General features: G+C 71.5%; 10 protein-coding genes. 3 read left to right on the plus strand and 7 right to left on the minus strand.

Annotated elements, in window-relative coordinates:
- Window positions 1-15: 15 nt before the first annotated feature.
- The 4 genes from ACH499_RS29585 to ACH499_RS29600 form a co-directional block, all read right to left on the minus strand.
- Window positions 16-1,485: a hypothetical protein gene (locus tag ACH499_RS29585; protein ID WP_399019604.1), complete on the minus strand. Its 1,470-nt coding sequence runs from the start codon at window positions 1,483-1,485 to the stop codon at window positions 16-18.
- Window positions 1,486-1,659: 174 nt separating this feature from the next.
- Complete coding sequence (locus tag ACH499_RS29590; RefSeq protein ID WP_399019576.1) at window positions 1,660-6,603, minus strand: NAD-glutamate dehydrogenase; 4,944 nt, start codon at window positions 6,601-6,603, stop codon at window positions 1,660-1,662.
- A 610-nt stretch (window positions 6,604-7,213) separates the two neighbouring features.
- Entirely contained in the window at window positions 7,214-7,888 is a 675-nt protein-coding gene (locus tag ACH499_RS29595) for an HAD family hydrolase (RefSeq protein ID WP_356196062.1), read from the minus strand.
- A gap of 66 nt (window positions 7,889-7,954) precedes the next feature.
- Window positions 7,955-8,470, minus strand: a complete 516-nt coding sequence (locus ACH499_RS29600; RefSeq protein ID WP_399019578.1) for a DUF6912 family protein — start codon at window positions 8,468-8,470, stop codon at window positions 7,955-7,957.
- A gap of 322 nt (window positions 8,471-8,792) precedes the next feature.
- On the opposite strand from ACH499_RS29600, the gene ACH499_RS29605 reads away from it, so the two are divergent.
- Window positions 8,793-9,611 (plus strand): Rv3235 family protein, encoded by an 819-nt coding sequence (locus tag ACH499_RS29605; protein WP_399019580.1) that lies wholly within the window; start codon window positions 8,793-8,795, stop codon window positions 9,609-9,611.
- A 76-nt stretch (window positions 9,612-9,687) separates the two neighbouring features.
- On the opposite strand, the gene secA is transcribed toward ACH499_RS29605, so the two are convergent.
- Window positions 9,688-12,534 carry a preprotein translocase subunit SecA gene (secA, locus tag ACH499_RS29610; protein WP_356207203.1) on the minus strand — a complete coding sequence of 949 codons (2,847 nt, stop codon included), beginning with the start codon at window positions 12,532-12,534 and terminating at the stop codon, window positions 9,688-9,690.
- A 275-nt stretch (window positions 12,535-12,809) separates the two neighbouring features.
- On the opposite strand from secA, the gene ACH499_RS29615 reads away from it, so the two are divergent.
- Window positions 12,810-13,379, plus strand: coding sequence for a GNAT family N-acetyltransferase (locus tag ACH499_RS29615; protein WP_399019583.1), 570 nt, complete (start codon window positions 12,810-12,812; stop codon window positions 13,377-13,379).
- Window positions 13,380-13,472: 93 nt separating this feature from the next.
- On the plus strand, window positions 13,473-14,630 hold the full coding sequence (locus ACH499_RS29620) for a DNA glycosylase AlkZ-like family protein (RefSeq protein WP_356207198.1): 1,158 nt from the start codon (window positions 13,473-13,475) through the stop codon (window positions 14,628-14,630).
- 17 nt (window positions 14,631-14,647) lie between these two features.
- On the opposite strand, the gene ACH499_RS29625 is transcribed toward ACH499_RS29620, so the two are convergent.
- Entirely contained in the window at window positions 14,648-15,394 is a 747-nt protein-coding gene (locus tag ACH499_RS29625) for a response regulator transcription factor (RefSeq protein WP_356207194.1), read from the minus strand.
- A 225-nt stretch (window positions 15,395-15,619) separates the two neighbouring features.
- On the minus strand, window positions 15,620-16,312 hold the full coding sequence (gene hpf, locus ACH499_RS29630) for a ribosome hibernation-promoting factor, HPF/YfiA family (RefSeq protein ID WP_356207191.1): 693 nt from the start codon (window positions 16,310-16,312) through the stop codon (window positions 15,620-15,622).
- Between the last annotated feature and the right edge of the window lie 258 nt (window positions 16,313-16,570).

The raw sequence follows: 16,570 nt of genomic DNA on the forward strand, positions 1-16,570 counted from the left end.
CGCCGCACCCCACACTCATCGCACCGCATACAGCACCTCCCCCTCACCCCCCCGAGCCACCACCCGCAACCCCGCCTCCCCTCGAAGCGCCTCCCCCCGGTCCACCACCCACCGCACCCCGAACCCCCGCTCGATCCCCCGCCGCACGCTCCCCCGCGTCCCCTCCGCGAAGTACACCCGCACCGCCTCCACCCGCTCCCCCTCGTCCCCGAGGAAGAAGTCGGGGTACCCGGGCGCCACGGTGTACGCCCCGTACGCCGGAATCTGCCGCGCCGCCCTCCCCCGCGCCATGACCACGTCCCCGTACCGCACCCACCGCGTGATCCAGTGGTACCCGCCCCACGGCTCCCGGTACTTCGCCGCGACCACCCCCGGCAGCGGTCCCCGCCCGGTCACGTATCCCAGGGCCCCCACCTGCGCCCACGCGCCCACCACCAGCGCCGCCCCCAGCGCGCACGCCCACCCCGCCCGCACCCCCCGCCGCCCGGCCTCCAGCACCTCCAGCGCGGCCGCCACCTGTGCGGGGATCAGCGCGGCCGGCAGCACCCGCCCCCACGACCAGTGCCCGCTCAGCCCGCCCGCCGCGAACACCACCGCGCCCAGCGCGAAGAACAGCACGAGCACGTCCCGCCGGTCGCGCCGCCACCGCATCCCGAGCGCCGCCACCCCGAGCAGCACCAGCCAGTACCTCCCGGCCAGGTCCCGGTACAGCGCCCGGTGCACCGACTCCAGTCCGTCCCCGGCGCCGAACAGCGCGAAGAAGTCGTAGTAGGGCCACGCCCACAGCACCACCACCCCCACCGCGACCCCGGCCCCCAGCCGCATCCACACGCCCCGCCCGCACCGCGCGGCGAGCACCGTGGCGAGGGCCCCCAGCGAGGCGACGACCCCGGAGAACTGGTGGCACAGCAGGATCACCGCCCACAGCACCCCCAGCCCCGCCCAGATCCCCCACCCGGCGCCCTCACCCCGCACCGCCCGCGCCAGCCAGGCCCAGAAGTGGAAGGCGAGACCGAGGGCGAACACGCTCGGGTACGACACGGTCAGCGCCAGGGACTCGAGTCCGAGGAAGCCGCTCCAGTCGAACCGGGCCGTGCCCCACAGCAGCACCAGGCCGAGCAGCGCGAGCGCGGGCGCGGCCGGACGCGCGCTCAGCGTCCTGACGTACCGCCACACCCCCGTCACCAGCAGCCCGAGCCCCACCAGCGCCCCGAGCCGCAGCACCACGAAGACCGACAGCCCTGTCACCCGCGCGACACAGCCGAGGACCACCGTCCACGGCGAGTAGTACGGGCTCGGCGTGTCCGCGTCGACCAGCGGGTTGCCGGGGTGGAGGAGGCTGTGCCGCAGGCGTTCGACGGTGGCCGCGTGCATCCCGAGGTCCCCAGTCCACGGCAGCCGCAGGACCACCAGGAGCAGCAGCAGGAGGACGAGTGCGGCGACCGTCCCGGCCACGACCGCGGAGACGGCCCCCGCCCGCGGCAGTACGGCACGTGTCGTCCCGGAGCACCCAGTCACCCGGCCACTTTATCCACCCTTTCCCGGCAAGCCGGACATATGGAGTGGGCGTCTGGGCACATGAAGGCGCCCCGGGTCCGTACGACCCGGGGCGCCTCACACGACGTACGCGACTACGCCGTTCCTCGCACGGCTACGCCGTCACGAGTGCGTCCGCAGCAGCGTCCGCATCGTCCGCATCGCCACGGACAGGTTGGCGAGGTCGAAGGCGTCCGAGCCCTTGATCTCCTCCAGCGTGGCGCGGGCCCGGCCGAGGATGGCCGCGTTCTTCTGCTCCCACACCTTGAACCGCTGCTCCGGCGTCGAGGTCCCGTTGCCCGCCGCGAGCACGTCTGCGGTGAGCGCCGCGTGCGCCGCGTACAGGTCCTCGCGGATCGACGCGCGGGCCATGGACTGCCAGCGGTCGGCGCGGGGCAGGTCGCTGATGCGGTCCATGAGCTGGGTGACGCCGAGCCGGTCGGCGAGGTCGTAGTAGACCTCGGCGACGTCCAGCGGCTCCTTGCCCATGCGGTCGGCCACCGACACGATGTCGAGCGTCGGGAAGGCCGAGGAGAACCCGGCCACCCGCGTGGCCGGCTCGTCCGGCACTCCCGCGGCGGTCAGCTCGTCGTAGATGTGCTGGTACCACTCCGCGTCCGCGCCGCGCAGCAGCTTCGGGAGCTGGGCCCAGACCTGCTCGACGCGCTCGGAGAAGAAGTCCACCGTCTCGGCGAGCTGCAGCGGCTGCGGCCGGTTGTTGAGCAGCCAGCGGGTGCCGCGCTCGACGAGCCGGCGCGAGTGCAGCCGGATCCGGGTCTGGACGGCGGCCTCGACCTTGGTGTCCAGGGCCTCCACCGCGTCCCAGACCGGGGAGGCGCGGAAGATCGCCCGGGCCGCGGTCTGCGCCCGCACGACCTCTTCCAGCGACGCGCCGGTCTCCTCGCGCATCCGGTGCAGATACGTCGTACCGCCCGTGTTGACCGTGTCGTTGACCAGGACCGTCGTCGTGATCTCACGGCGCAGCGGGTGGTTGTCGATCTGGTCGAGGAACTGCTCGCGCAGCGCCGTCGGGAAGTACGCGTGCAGCAGACCGCGCAGGTACGGGTCGTCGGGCAGCGAGGTGTGCAGCAGCTCCTCGGCGACCGTGATCTTCGTGTACGCCAGCAGGACGGCGGTCTCCGGGCCGGACAGGCCCTGGCCCGCGCTCAGGCGTTCGCGGATCTGGCGGTCGGTGGGCAGGAACTCCAGCGCCCGGTCCAGGCTGCCTTCGCGCACCAGGTGGCGCATGAAGCGCTGCTGGGCGTTGAGCATGTCGTTGGACTGGGCCAGCGCGTTGGCGATCGCCGTGTTCTGCGCGTAGTTGTTGCGCAGGACCAGGGCGCCGACCTCGTCGGTCATCTCGGCGAGCAGCTTGTTGCGCTGCTTCACGGTCATGTCGCCGTCCTTGACGAGACCGTTCAGCAGGATCTTGATGTTCACCTCGTGGTCGGAGGTGTCCACGCCCGCGCTGTTGTCGATGGCGTCCGTGTTGATCTTGCCGCCGTTGCGGGCGAACTCGATCCGGCCGAGCTGGGTCAGGCCCAGGTTGCCGCCCTCGCCGACGACCTGGACCCGCAGGTCGCCGCCGTCGACGCGGATGGGGTCGTTGCCCTTGTCGCCGACGTCGGCGTTGGACTCGGTGGACGCCTTGACGTAGGTGCCGATGCCGCCGTTCCACAGCAGGTCGACCGGCGCCGTGAGGATCGCCTTCATCAGCTCGGCCGGGGTCGTCTTGGTGACACCGGGGTCGATGCCGAGGGCCTCGCGGATGTGCGCGTTGACCGGGATGGACTTGGCCGTGCGCGGGAAGACGCCGCCGCCGGCCGACAGCAGCTCGGTGTTGTAGTCGGCCCACGAGGAGCGCGGCAGCTCGAACAGGCGGCGGCGCTCGGCGTACGAGGTGGCCGCGTCCGGGGTCGGGTCGATGAAGATGTGCCGGTGGTCGAAGGCGGCGACCAGGCGGATGTGCTCGCTGAGCAGCATGCCGTTGCCGAACACGTCACCGGACATGTCACCGATGCCGACGACGGTGAAGTCCTCGGTCTGGGTGTCCACGCCCAGCTCCCGGAAGTGCCGCTTGACGGACTCCCAGGCGCCGCGGGCGGTGATGCCCATGCCCTTGTGGTCGTAGCCGGCCGAGCCGCCGGAGGCGAAGGCGTCGCCCAGCCAGAAGTTGTACGACTCGGCGACCTCGTTGGCGATGTCCGAGAACTTGGCCGTGCCCTTGTCGGCGGCGACGACCAGGTACGTGTCGTCCTCGTCGTGCCGGACGACGCCCTCCGGGTGCACGACCTCGCCGGCGACCATGTTGTCGGTGATGTCGAGCAGCGCGGAGATGAAGGTCCGGTAGCTGGCGATGCCCTCGGCCATCCAGGCGTCGCGGTCGACGTTCGGGTCGGGGAGCTGCTTGGCGACGAAGCCGCCCTTGGCGCCGACCGGCACGATGACGGTGTTCTTCACCATCTGCGCCTTGACCAGGCCGAGGATCTCCGTGCGGAAGTCCTCCCGGCGGTCCGACCAGCGCAGACCACCGCGGGCGACCTTGCCGAAGCGCAGGTGCACGCCCTCGACGCGGGGCGAGTAGACCCAGATCTCGAACGCCGGGCGCGGCGCGGGCAGGTCGGGGATGGCCTGCGGGTCGAACTTCATGGAGACGTACTCGTGCGGCCTGCCGCCGCTCGCCTCCTGGAAGAAGTTGGTGCGCAGCGTCGCCTTGATGACGGTGAGGAAGGACCGCAGGATCCGGTCCTCGTCGAGCGAGGCCACCTGGTCGAGGGCCGCGTCGAGCTCCTCCAGCAGGGCGTCCACGATCTCCCGCCCGGCGTGCTGGCGCTCGGGGGACATCCGCGCCTCGAACAGGGAGACGAGGAGGCGGGTGGTGTGGACGTTGTTGCGGAGGGTGTCCTCCATGTAGTCCTGGCTGAAAGTGGAGCCGGCCTGCCGCAGGTACTTGGCGTACGCGCGCAGCACCATGGCCTGCCGCCAGTCCAGCCCGGCGCTGAGCACGAGGGCGTTGAAGCCGTCGTTCTCCGCCTTGCCGGTCCAGGTGGCCGCGAAGGCGTCCTGGAAGCGCTCGCGGGCGTCGTCGGCGAGGTGCTCGCCGGCGACCGCCTTGGGCATGCGCAGACCGAAGTCGTAGATCCAGGCCGTCGTGCGGTCCGCGCAGCGCAGCTCGTACGGGCGCTCGTCGGTGACCTCGACGCCGAGGCGGCTGAGGACCGGCAGAACCTGCGAGAGCGAGACCGAGCCGCCCTTCTGGTAGATCTTGAACCGGCGTTCCTCGGGCGCCGCGCCGACCGGCTCGTACAGGCTCAGCGCGAAGGTGCGCTCCTCGTCGAGCCGCTCCAGGTGGCCGAGGTCGGCGACCGCGGAGCGCGGGCCGTGGTCGGCCTTGTAGCCCTCGGGGAAGGCACTTCCGTAGCGGCGCATCAGCTCCGCGGAGCGCTCCTCGCCGACCTCCGCGGTCAGCGCCTCGGCGAAGCCGTCGGCCCAGGAGCGGGCGGCCTCGACGAGACGCGCCTCGATGCGCTCCTTGTCGGCGTCGGAGAGCTGCGGCAGCTCGGTGCCCTGCGGCACGCGGACCACGAAGTGCAGCCGGGACAGGATCGACTCGGTGTTCCAGGCCGTGAAGTCGACGCTGGTGCCGCCGAGCTCCTCCTTGAGGATGTCGATGATCCGCAGCCGGACGCCGGTGGTGTAGCGGTCGCGCGGGAGGTAGACGAGGGCCGAGTAGTAGCGGCCGTACTCGTCCTGGCGCAGGTAGAGCCGCAGCCGGCGCCGCTCCTGGAGGTAGAGCACGGAGGTGACGATGGCCCGCAGCTCGTCGGGCGGGGTCTGGAACAGCTCGTCGCGCGGGTACGTCTCCAGGATCTGCAGCAGGTCCCGGCCGTCGTGGCTGTTGGGCGAGAAGCCGGCGCGCTCCAGCACCTCCTCCACCTTGCGCCGGATGACCGGCACGCGGCGGACGGACTCGGTGTAGGCGGCGGACGAGAACAGGCCGAGGAAGCGCCGCTCACCGACGACGTTGCCCTGCTCGTCGAACTTCTTGACGCCGATGTAGTCCAGGTAGGACGGGCGGTGCACGGTGGCCCGGCTGTTGGCCTTGGTCAGCACCAGCAGGCGGTGCTCGCGGGCCTTGGCGCGGGCGTCGGCGGGCAGCCGCTCGAAGGAGGGGCTGACGGGGTGGCTCTCGTCGGCCGCGTGGTGCGGGTCGGAGCGCAGGATGCCGAGGCCGGTGCCGGGGACGGCGGCGAGGGAGTCGTCGCCGCGCAGCTCGTACTCGCGGTAGCCGAGGAAGGTGAAGTGGTCGTCGGCCAGCCAGTGCAGCAGCTCGCGGGCCTCTTCCAGCTCACGCGGGGGCAGGTCGTCGGGGACGGGCTCGGAGGGCAGGGCCTCGGCGATGCGGACGGCGGCGTCGCGCATCTTGCCCCAGTCCTCGACGGTCTCGCGGACGTCGTTCAGGATGCGCAGCAGATCGGCGGTGATCTGCTTCAGGTCGCCGCGGTCGGTCTCGCGGTCGATCTCGACGTGGATCCAGGACTCGACGTGCGCGTCGTGCGGGAGATCGTCGCCGGGCGGGCCGGCCATGACCTCGACGAGCTTGCCGGTGACGTCGCGGCGCACCACGAACTGCGGGTGGACGACGACGTGGATGCCGCGGCCCTGGCGGGTCAGCTCGTTGGTCACGGAGTCGACGAGGAACGGCATGTCGTCCGTGACCACCTCGACGACGGAGTGGCTGCACGTCCAGCCGTTCTCCTCCACCGTGGGGGTGTGGACCCGCACGTTCGCGGTGCCCTGCGGACGGTTCTCGGCCAGTCGGTAGTGCGAGACGGCGGCTCCGAAGACGTCGACCGGGTCACGGTCGGCCAGGTCCTCCGGGGCGGTGTGCCGGTAGTACCGACGAAGGAACGCGAACACGGACGCGTGATCCGGGGTCCCAGAGCCGTCCGGAGCGCCCTCGTCCGTCGTCCCGGTCGGAAGGTTCTCCCCGACAGGGCTGTTCTCAGCTACCCGGGCGGCCCTCTCGAGCAGCTCGGCCTTGGCTTCGTCCAGCTTGGTCTGCATTGTCCTCTGGCTCCTGTCGCGCGCCGTTGCGTGACGTAGAAGGAAGTACGGTCTCCCGCCTTCCGGCCTGGTGTCGGGACACGGGGTGTCCGTCTCGTCCCGACGCTATGCCGCAAGGTGAGAGGAGCGGGTGCATATCAGCCGAAGTCGACGCGCCGACCGGGTGTGATGTCGCTCTCGCGGTCATCGTCCGGGGAGTGCGCGGCGTCCTGCCGGGGTCCTTGGATGCCCCGTCCCGCCCGTGAAGACCAGCGACCGCCGCCCGGTCACGGAGGTTGTCCGTGCGAACCGGGCGCTGGGCGGGAGCGCCGGTGCCCCCGCGAGCTATCGCGCTGATCACGCCACAAGGCTATCGCTCCCGCCGGTACATCCGTCACGAGCCGCATGTGTACAAATCTGCGCCCAGAACTTGGACATACTGCACAGCTACTCCCCCGTAACCCCCACCTGGCCGCGGGCGACCGTGCCCGCCCCCGTGCCCGAACGGCCTGGAGGTGCCCCCGGGGCGGCGAAGGCGCGCGCAGCGGCACCCCGGAAGCACCCGGCCGAGCGACGCACCTCACACGCGAACCGGGTCCTGGATGACGCCGTCCACGCGACCGGGCACCGCTCAGGCCGCCGCGGCCATCCTCTCCGCCTCCACCACGGCCTCCCCCAGCGTGTCCACCACCGGCACGCCCACCCCCTCCAGGCTGGCCCGGCTGTGCGACCCCCCTGTGTACAGCACCGCCCGCGCCCCCACGTGCCGCGCGGCCACCGCGTCGTCCGCGGCGTCCCCGATCACCACCGTGCGGGCCGGCTCCACCACGGACCCCAGCGCCTGGAGATGCCGCACCATGTGCTCCGCCTTGCTCCCCCCGGACGGCCCCGTCCGCCCGTCGACACGGAGGAAGTGGCCCTCGATGCCGAGCCCTCTGACCAGCGGAACGAGCTCCTCGTGCCCGTACATGCTGAGGATCGACTGGCTCCGCCCCGCCGACCGCCACCCGGACAGCAGCTCCGCCGCGCCCTCGGTCAGTCCGCACCGCACCCGGTGCTCGGTGTAGTGCCGGTGGAAGGCCCCGTCCATGAGCTGCCACTCGGCGTCCGTGGGCAGCCGCCCCATCAGCCGCTCGTAGAACTTCGGCACCGGCACGCAGTACAGCGCCCGGTACTGCTCCAGCGTGATCGGCTTCATCCCCAGCTCGGCGAAGGCCGCGTTCGTCGCCCCGACGATCGCGTCGTTGTCGTGGAACAGCGTGCCGTTCCAGTCCCAGACGATGTGCGCCCCTGTGTGCATCCCCATGCGGAGACGTTACCCGGCCCCACCGACAACCACGTACGGCCCCCGGAACCCGGGACGGGGGGCAGGTCAGTCGCCGGCGCCGACCAGGCCCGCGATCTCCTGCGTCGCGTACCAGAGCAGCTCGTGGTCCTCGGCCCCGTCCACGGCGAACTGCGCGTCGTCGTCCCCGCGGTCCGCCGCCGCGAGCGCCTCGGCCGCGGCGGCCACGTCCGCCTCCGCGTCGGCGGCGTCGACGTGCACCGAGGCGGACCTGCCCAGCGGCAGGGGCCCGGCCACCCGCACCTCACCCAGCGCCGCCGGGTCGCTCCCCCGGTCGGAACCGGCCGAGACCGCGCCGTCGGACACGTCGGCAGCGACCACGACCCGGCGCCGCGCGGCCGCGGCGTCCGCCGCCAGCAGCCGCAGCGAGCCCAGCGCGGCCCGGCTCAGGGCGGCGTACTCCAGCTCCTCGATGTCGTCCGAGCCGCACCACTCGCGCAACGCCGGCGTCACGGCGTACGCGAGGAGCGGCCCGGTCCCCAGCTCCCGCGTCCTGTGCGCCTCGGCGAGCCCGGAGAGGGTCAGGGGGACGTAGACGCGCATGGCGGGCCGCTTTCGTGGTCGGGGAATCGGTGTACGGCGATCGGCGATCAAGGGATCGACCGGGCCTTCAGGATACGTGCGGTGTCCCCTTTCGGGCGCCCGCCGGACGTGGCCGGGGCGTCCACTTCCGTCCCCGGAACTCACCCGGTGCGCCCCCTCCGTACCCGGCGTTCCCCTGGCCCCGACCGCTCGGATAGGTGAACCTCCCGGGCACCCCGACGCGCCCCTCCCCCTCCTTGCCGTCACCGCCCCTGACCCCGTACAAGATCCCCGACCACGAAGTTACCGACCGGTATCACCGAGTCACCGAACGGGGAACCCCATGCAGCACTCGCCGACCGTGCCACCCCTGCGCAAGGTCATGACCAGGACCCGCCGAATCCCCTACGCCCCCGCGCCCGACGCCACCGTCCCCCCGGCCGCCGGCACCGGCACCACCGCCCCGGCAGCCGGCCCCCGCGTCCCCGCCGGAGCACCGCCCCGCAGGCCGGGCGGCAGCGGCGCGCGTACCGCGGCGCCCGGCGGACGGCCCCCGGGCTCGCCGGGCCGCTCGCCGCGCGCCCGTACGAGGCCCGCCGACACCCGCCCGGCGACGGCCGCCCCCGGCGGCCGGAGCAGGACCGGCACCCGCTCCCCGGCACCCGACCGGACCGCTGCCGCCGCCCGCAGTGTCGCCACGCCGCCCGCGCCCCCGCGCACGACGGCCACGGCGCTCCAGCCCGCCACCCCGGGCCCGTCACCCGCGGGCGCCCGCGCGACCCCCGTCGTCCCCGCCCAGGCTCCTCGCCGCACCGTCCCGCAGCTCAGCCCCACGGACCACTTCGCGGAGCTGCTCCTCGACGTGCTCAGCGGCAGGCGCCCCGTCCACTCCATGCTCCGGCACACCGCCGGCCGCGCCTACGACGAGCTGGCCCGCCTCGCCGAACGCGGCCCGCTGCGCACCCGAGGCACACTGCCCGTCGTCCGCGACCTCGGCTACTTCGAGCCGCGCCCGGGCGCCCTGGAGGTCTTCGCCCGCATCGGCGCCGGCGACCAGCTCCGGGCCATGGCCTTCCGGCTGGAGCGGGGCGGGGACCTGCGCTGGCGGTGCACCGCGGTGGAGCTGGGCGGCCGCCGCACGCCCCGCGCGGACGACGACTGACAGAAAAGGGCCGGGTGTCCCCCGCGGGGGACACCCGGCCCTTCACGTCACCACGGCGCCCCAGGGCGCCGCCGTGTCACTTCTTGCGGCGCCGGCCGCCCTTGGCCTGCTTGCGGCGCTCCGCGCGCGTGAGACCGTCGGACGCGGACCGGGCGGGCTCGCCGTCGGTGGTGAACTCACCCTCGACGACACCGCCCTCACCGTCCACCGTCGGCGCGGAGAAGTGCAGTTCCCGGCGCTGCGGAGCGTCGAGCCCCTTGGCGCGGATCTCGGGACGGGCACCCGCCTGCGCCGGCACGGCGTCCTGCGGGGCCTTCTCCAGCGACGGCGCGGCCTCCTCGACGGGGACCTCCTCGACCTGCTGCTCGACCTGGACCTCCAGGTTGAACAGGTAGCCGACGGACTCCTCCTTGATGCCCTCCATCATGGCCTGGAACATGTCGAAGCCCTCGCGCTGGTACTCGACCAGCGGGTCCTTCTGGGCCATCGCGCGCAGGCCGATGCCCTCCTGGAGGTAGTCCATCTCGTAGAGGTGCTCGCGCCACTTGCGGTCCAGGACCGAGAGCACGACCCGGCGCTCCAGCTCACGCATGATCTCGGAGCCGAGCTGCGCCTCCCGCGCCTCGTACTGCTCCTGGATGTCGTCCTTGATGGACTCCGCGATGAACTCGGCGGTCAGCCCCGCGCGGTCGCCGGCGGCCTCCTCCAGCTCGTCGACGGTGACCTTCACCGGGTAGAGCTGCTTGAAGGCGCCCCACAGCCGGTCCAGGTCCCAGTCCTCGGGGAAGCCCTCGGCGGTCTCGGCCTGGACGTAGGCGTCGATCGTGTCGTTCATGAAGTGCTGGATCTGCTCCTGGAGGTCCTCGCCCTCCAGGACGCGGCGCCGCTCGCCGTAGATGACCTCGCGCTGCCGGTTGAGGACCTCGTCGTACTTCAGGACGTTCTTGCGGGTCTCGAAGTTCTGGGTCTCGACCTGCGACTGGGCGGACGCGATGGCGCGGGTGACCATCTTGTTCTCGATGGGCACGTCGTCCGGGACGTTCGCCATCGACATGACGCGCTCGACCATCTGGGCCTTGAACAGGCGCATCAGGTCGTCGCCCAGGGAGAGGTAGAACCGGGACTCGCCGGGGTCGCCCTGGCGGCCGGAACGACCGCGGAGCTGGTTGTCGATGCGCCGCGACTCGTGGCGCTCGGTGCCCAGCACGTAGAGGCCGCCGAGCTTCTCGACCTCTTCCTTCTCCGCCTTGACCGCCAGCTCGGCCCGCTCCAGGGCGGCGGGCAGGGCCGCGGCCCACTCCTCGATGTGCTCCTCGGGGTCGAGGCCGCGCTGGCGCAGCTCCGCCTCGGCGAGGTCCTCGGGGTTGCCGCCGAGCTTGATGTCCGTACCGCGGCCGGCCATGTTCGTGGCGACGGTGACGGAGCCCTTGCGGCCCGCCTGGGCGACGATCGACGCCTCGCGCTCGTGGTGCTTGGCGTTGAGCACCTCGTGCTGGATGCCGCGCTTGCTGAGCTGCTGCGAGAGGTACTCGGACTTCTCGACCGAGGTGGTGCCGACGAGGATCGGCTGGCCCTTCTCGTGCTTCTCCGCGATGTCGTCGACGACCGCCTCGAACTTGGCGACCTCGGTGCGGTAGATCAGGTCCGACTGGTCCTTGCGGACCATCGGCCGGTTGGTCGGGATGGGCACCACGCCGAGCTTGTAGATCTGGTGGAACTCGGCGGCCTCGGTCATCGCCGTACCGGTCATGCCGGACAGGCCGGGCATTTCCTTGCCGTTGTGGTCGTGGCGCTTGTAGAGGCGGAAGAAGTTCTGGAGGGTGATCGTGGCGAGGGTCTGGTTCTCGTCCTTGATGTCCACCCCCTCCTTCGCCTCGATCGCCTGGTGCATGCCCTCGTTGTAGCGGCGGCCGGCGAGGATACGGCCGGTGTGCTCGTCGACGATCATGACCTCGCCGTCGATGACGACGTAGTCCTTGTCGCGCTTGAACAGCTCCTTGGCCTTGATGGCGTTGTTGAGGTAGCCGACCAGCGGGGTGTTCACCGACTCGTAGAGGTTGTCGATGCCCAGCCAGTCCTCGACCTTGCTGACGCCGGACTCGTGGATGGCGACGGTGCGCTTCTTCTCGTCGACCTCGTAGTCGCCGGTCTCCTCGATGCCCTTGAGGGGGTTGCCGGGCTCGCCCCGCTTCAGGCGCGTGACCAGCTTGGCGAAGTCGCCGTACCACTTGGTGGCCTGGTCGGCCGGACCCGAGATGATCAGCGGCGTACGGGCCTCGTCGACGAGGATGGAGTCGACCTCGTCGACGATGGCGAAGTTGTGGCCGCGCTGGACGAGCTCGTCCTTGGACCACGCCATGTTGTCGCGCAGGTAGTCGAAGCCGAACTCGTTGTTGGTGCCGTAGGTGATGTCGCAGGCGTACATCTCACGGCGCTGGGCCGGCGTCTGGTTGGCGAGGATGCAGCCGACGCTCAGCCCGAGGAACTTGTGGACGCGGCCCATCATCTCGGAGTCGCGCTCGGCCAGGTAGTCGTTGACCGTGACGATGTGGACGCCTTCGCCGGAGAGGGCGTTGAGGTAGGCGGGCAGCGTGCCGACGAGGGTCTTGCCCTCGCCGGTCTTCATCTCCGCCACGTAGCCGAGGTGCAGGGCGGCACCGCCCATGATCTGCACGTCGTAGTGGCGCTGGCCGAGGACGCGCTTGGCGGCCTCGCGGACGGTGGCGAACGCCTCGGGCAGCAGGTCGTCCAGGCTCTCACCGTCGGCATAGCGCTGCTTGTACTCGTCGGTGAGGGCGCGCAGCTCGGCGTCGGAGAGGTCGACGAAGTCCTCTTCGATGGAGTTGACCTGGTCCGCGATGCGGTGCAGCTTGCGCAGGATCTTGCCTTCGCCTGCACGCATGATCTTCGAGAGGACGGACACGGGGGGTGGTCTCCTTGCCGGTCGGGCCTGGCACGGTCGGTTTCCGATGTGACTGAGCAACGGCCATCGTATGCGAGGACCCCGCTGCCCCGGGAGGCCTGCTGTCACGGGGACCGCGGGCTCCTTCGTCCCGCTTCCGGTCGCTGTCACCGGGTTCAACGTCCGAGGCCCGCGGATGGTGCCGCCCCCGCCCGCCAATAGTACGGAAAGCGACCGGCCGTTCACGCTCGGCAAAAGGATGGCGTCCGCGGCGGGCGGCCGCGCAGAATCGGCCGATGGAACCCGCGACGCTCACCACCGACCGCCTCGTCCTGCGCACGGTCGGCCCGCAGGACACGGATGCCGTGTACGCCGCCGCGCAGGACCCGGACATCCAGCGCTGGACGACGATCCCCTCTCCCTATCTCAGGGAGCACGCGAGGGGCTTCACCGAGCGGATGGTCCCGGACGGCTGGGCGAACGACTCGATGTACACCTTCGGTCTCTTCCTTCCGTCCGGTGAGCTGGTGGGCATGCTCGGCGTCACGAGGGTCTCCCCGGGCGTCGGCGAGATCGGTTTCTGGGGCACCAGGGAGCACCGCGGCCGCGGCTACGTCACCGAGGCCGTCGCCGCCGTGGCCCGCTGGGCCTTCACCGAGCGGGCGATCGACCGTCTGGAGTGGCGCGCCGAGGTCGGCAACACGGCCTCCCGAGCGGTGGCCGAACGCACGGGCTTCGCCATGGAGGGCACGCTGCGCTCCGCGGTCGACAACAAGGGCGTACGCCGCGACTGCTGGATCGCCTCCCTCCTCCCCTCGGACCTTGCCCTCCCCGCGGCATCCCCCTACCTCCCGGCCCGCCCCTGACCGCACCGCCACGGCTGCGCGCCGCCGCAGCGCCCACCCCACCCCGCACACCCCGGTCCCCACTGTCAGACCCACCCCCTATCGTGCGGACGTATGACCACGGAGCTCTCCGCCGACGACGCCCGCCGCATCGCCCTCCGCGCCCAGGGCTTCCTGGGCGCCCCCGACCGCCGCGCGGGCGTCCGCGGCATCCTCCGTCACCTGGGCGCGGTGCAACTCGACACGATCTCGGTCCTCGCCCGCTCCCACGAGCTCATCCCGTACGCCCGCCTCGGCGCCGTGGGCCGCAAGACGGTCGAGGACGCCTACTGGAAGGACACCCACGCCTTCGAGTACTGGTCGCACGCCGCCTGCATCCTCCCCATCGAGGAGTGGCCCCACTTCGCCTTCCGCCGCCGCGCCTACCGCAACCGCCCGCACTGGCACCACCACCTCCCCGACGGTGTCTACGACCAGGTCGTCAAGCAGCTCCGCGCCGAGGGCCCCCTCACCGCGACGGACCTGGGCGGCGCGAAGCGGACCAGCGAGTGGTGGGACTGGTCGGGCACCAAGGTCGCCGTCGAACGCGCGCTCATGTACGGCGAGGTGGTCTGCGTCGAACGCCGCGGCTGGAAGCGGGTGTACGACCTGGCCGAGCGAGCGGTCCCGTCCGCGCTGCTGCACGACGACCTGGACGACACCGAGTGCCTGCGCCGCCTGGTCCGGCTCGCCGGCCAGTCCCTGGGCGTCGGCACCCGCGCGGACATCGCGGACTACCACCGCCTCAAGGGCGAGCAGGTCGACGCCGTGATCGCCGACTCGGGCCTGGTCCCGGTGAAGGTGGCGGGCTGGGGCAGGCCGGCCTGGGCGGACCCGGCGGCGCTGGAGACACCCCCGCGCGGCCGCCACCGCACCACGCTGCTCTCCCCGTTCGACTCCCTCATCTGGGAACGGGCGCGCACGGAACGGATCTTCGGCTTCACCCACCGCCTGGAGGCATACGTGCCCAAGCAGAAGCGGGTCTACGGGTACTTCACCATGCCGGTCCTCGCCGGCGGCCGGCTGGTCGGGCGGGTGGACCCGGCACGCGAGGGCCGCACCCTGGTCGCCAGGCAGGTCACCCTGGACGGCCCCAAGGCCGTACCGGCGGTGGCGCAGGCCCTGGTGGAGGCGGCGAGCTGGGTGGACTGCACGGACGTCCGGGTGGAGCGGGTGGACGCGCCGGAACTGCGCGAGCCGCTCGCCCGGGAGCTGTCCCTCCTGCTGGCCTGATCCGCGGCGCCCCGGCCTCAGCGGATCTCGAGGATCTTCTCCCGCATCGCGTACACCACGGCCTCCATCCGGGAATGGAGCTGGAGCTTCTCCAGGATGTTGCGCACGTGGTTCTTCACGGTGTTCTCGGAGATGAACAGCTCCTTGGCGATGTCCCGGTTGTTCATCCCCGTGGCGACGAGCTTGAGCACCTCCAGCTCGCGGTCCGTGAGGCGCGGCGCGGGCACGAGCCGGCGTTCGTCGGTGCGCTGGATCATCGACTTGAACTCGGTGAGGAGTTTCGACGCCATGGAGGGGCTGATCTGCGACTGCCCGTCGGCCACCGCGCGGATGGCGGTCGCCACCTCGTCCGTGGAGATCTCCTTGAGGAGATAGCCGGTCGCACCCGCCTTGATCGCGTCGTAGAGGTCCGCTTCCTCGTCGCTGATCGTCAGCATGATGATCTTCGCGCTGGGCGCCACCTCCTTGATGGAGGTGCACGCCTCGATACCGCCGCGCTTGGGCATCCGCACGTCCATGAGGATGATGTCCGGCAGCAGATCGGCGGCCTTCTCCACGGCCTCCGCGCCGTCGCCGGCCTCTCCGACGACCTGGATGTCCTCCTCGGCCGCGAGCACGATCTCCAGGCCGCGGCGGAACAGGGCGTGGTCGTCGACGACCAGGACCCTGATCGGCTCCTCGCGCGAAGACCCCGCGTCCGGGCCCATGCCGGCGACGCCGTCGCCGGCGCTCTCGCCCCGCATCGGTCCGAAGCTGTCCGCCATCGTTCCTCCCCCTGAAGGCTGTGGCCTGTGGTCCTGAGCCATCGCCAACCCAAGGCAACGACCCACCGGTTGGGTGGTTGCCGCCATGATTCCATGCCCCGCCGACACAGAGGTGACAGAGCGGAACGCGCGGGGGTCGCACGCCTCGCGCACCGTCGCACACCGGTGCCCCCGGGGGCGCACACACGCCCTCGGGGGCACCGGTTCCGCTGTCACCCGGCGTCGTCAGCCGCCGAGCGCATCGCCCGCCTCGGGTGCGTTCGCCTGGGTGACCATCGTGTCCGTCGTCAGGTGGATCACGCCGTAGTCGTAGGCGTGCCGCCGGTAGACGACGCTGGGTTCCTTCGTCTCGGAGTCGACGAACAGGTAGAAGTCGTGTCCGACCAGCTCCATCTCATAGAGCGCCTGGTCGAGGGTCATCGGCGCCGCCACGTGGGTCTTCTCGCGGACGACGAGGGGTCCGTCGCCCTGGACCTCGAGCGAGCCGATCTTCTTGGTGGGCACACCGCCCTGCTCCTCGGTGGAGACAGGTACGCCGTTCCCGTTGAGCGTCGCCGCGTCCGGGACGTGGTTGGGGACCTCGGCGGCAGTGATCCGGCGCGCGCCGCGCCGCGAGAAGCGCTTGTCGTGCTGCTTGCGCAGCCGGGCACCGAGCTTCTCCGCCGCCAGGTCGAGCGCCGCGTACGGATCGCTCGCCGCTGCCTCCGCCCGGATCACCGGCCCGCGGGAGCGGAGCGTGATCTCCACTCGGTCGCAACGGTCGGCCTGTCGGGGGTTGGGCTCCTTGGACACCTCGACGTCGAGGCTGATCACCTTGCCGTCGAGCTTCTGGATCTTCTCCAGCTTCAGCTTCTCGGCCACGTGCTTCCGGAACCGCTCGGGCACCTCGGTCTTGCGGCCCTTGACGACGATGTCCACGCAGAACTCCGTTCCCGGATCGCTCCGCTCCAGTGGCGGAGCATCTCCCTTTTGCACCAGGTTCCGGTTGATCCCGGAACCTCGGACTCGGTGACTTCCACCTCCTCCCCCGCGAGCGAGTTCTCCACTCCACCGGTGCGGGTGATGACGGTGAAACCCGCAGCACAGCAGTAGGAATTGAGAGGTGTGGCCTGCGGCTTTGCCTCACAACCGAACATATCTCGCGCGGACGGATGTCGTCACCCTCTCCCGCGATGT

Source organism: Streptomyces sp. NPDC018947 (assembly GCF_044390505.1).
Classification (GTDB): Bacteria; Actinomycetota; Actinomycetes; order Streptomycetales; family Streptomycetaceae; genus Streptomyces.

Coding starts and splice junctions, on each gene's coding strand:
- ACH499_RS29590 (WP_399019576.1), bottom strand. CDS start 6,603: ATGCAGACCAAGCTGGACGAAGCCAAGGCCGAGCTGCTCGAGAGGGCC.
- ACH499_RS29595 (WP_356196062.1), bottom strand. CDS start 7,888: ATGGGGATGCACACAGGGGCGCACATCGTCTGGGACTGGAACGGCACG.
- ACH499_RS29600 (WP_399019578.1), bottom strand. CDS start 8,470: ATGCGCGTCTACGTCCCCCTGACCCTCTCCGGGCTCGCCGAGGCGCAC.
- ACH499_RS29605 (WP_399019580.1), top strand. CDS start 8,793: ATGCAGCACTCGCCGACCGTGCCACCCCTGCGCAAGGTCATGACCAGG.
- ACH499_RS29615 (WP_399019583.1), top strand. CDS start 12,810: ATGGAACCCGCGACGCTCACCACCGACCGCCTCGTCCTGCGCACGGTC.
- ACH499_RS29620 (WP_356207198.1), top strand. CDS start 13,473: ATGACCACGGAGCTCTCCGCCGACGACGCCCGCCGCATCGCCCTCCGC.
- ACH499_RS29625 (WP_356207194.1), bottom strand. CDS start 15,394: ATGGCGGACAGCTTCGGACCGATGCGGGGCGAGAGCGCCGGCGACGGC.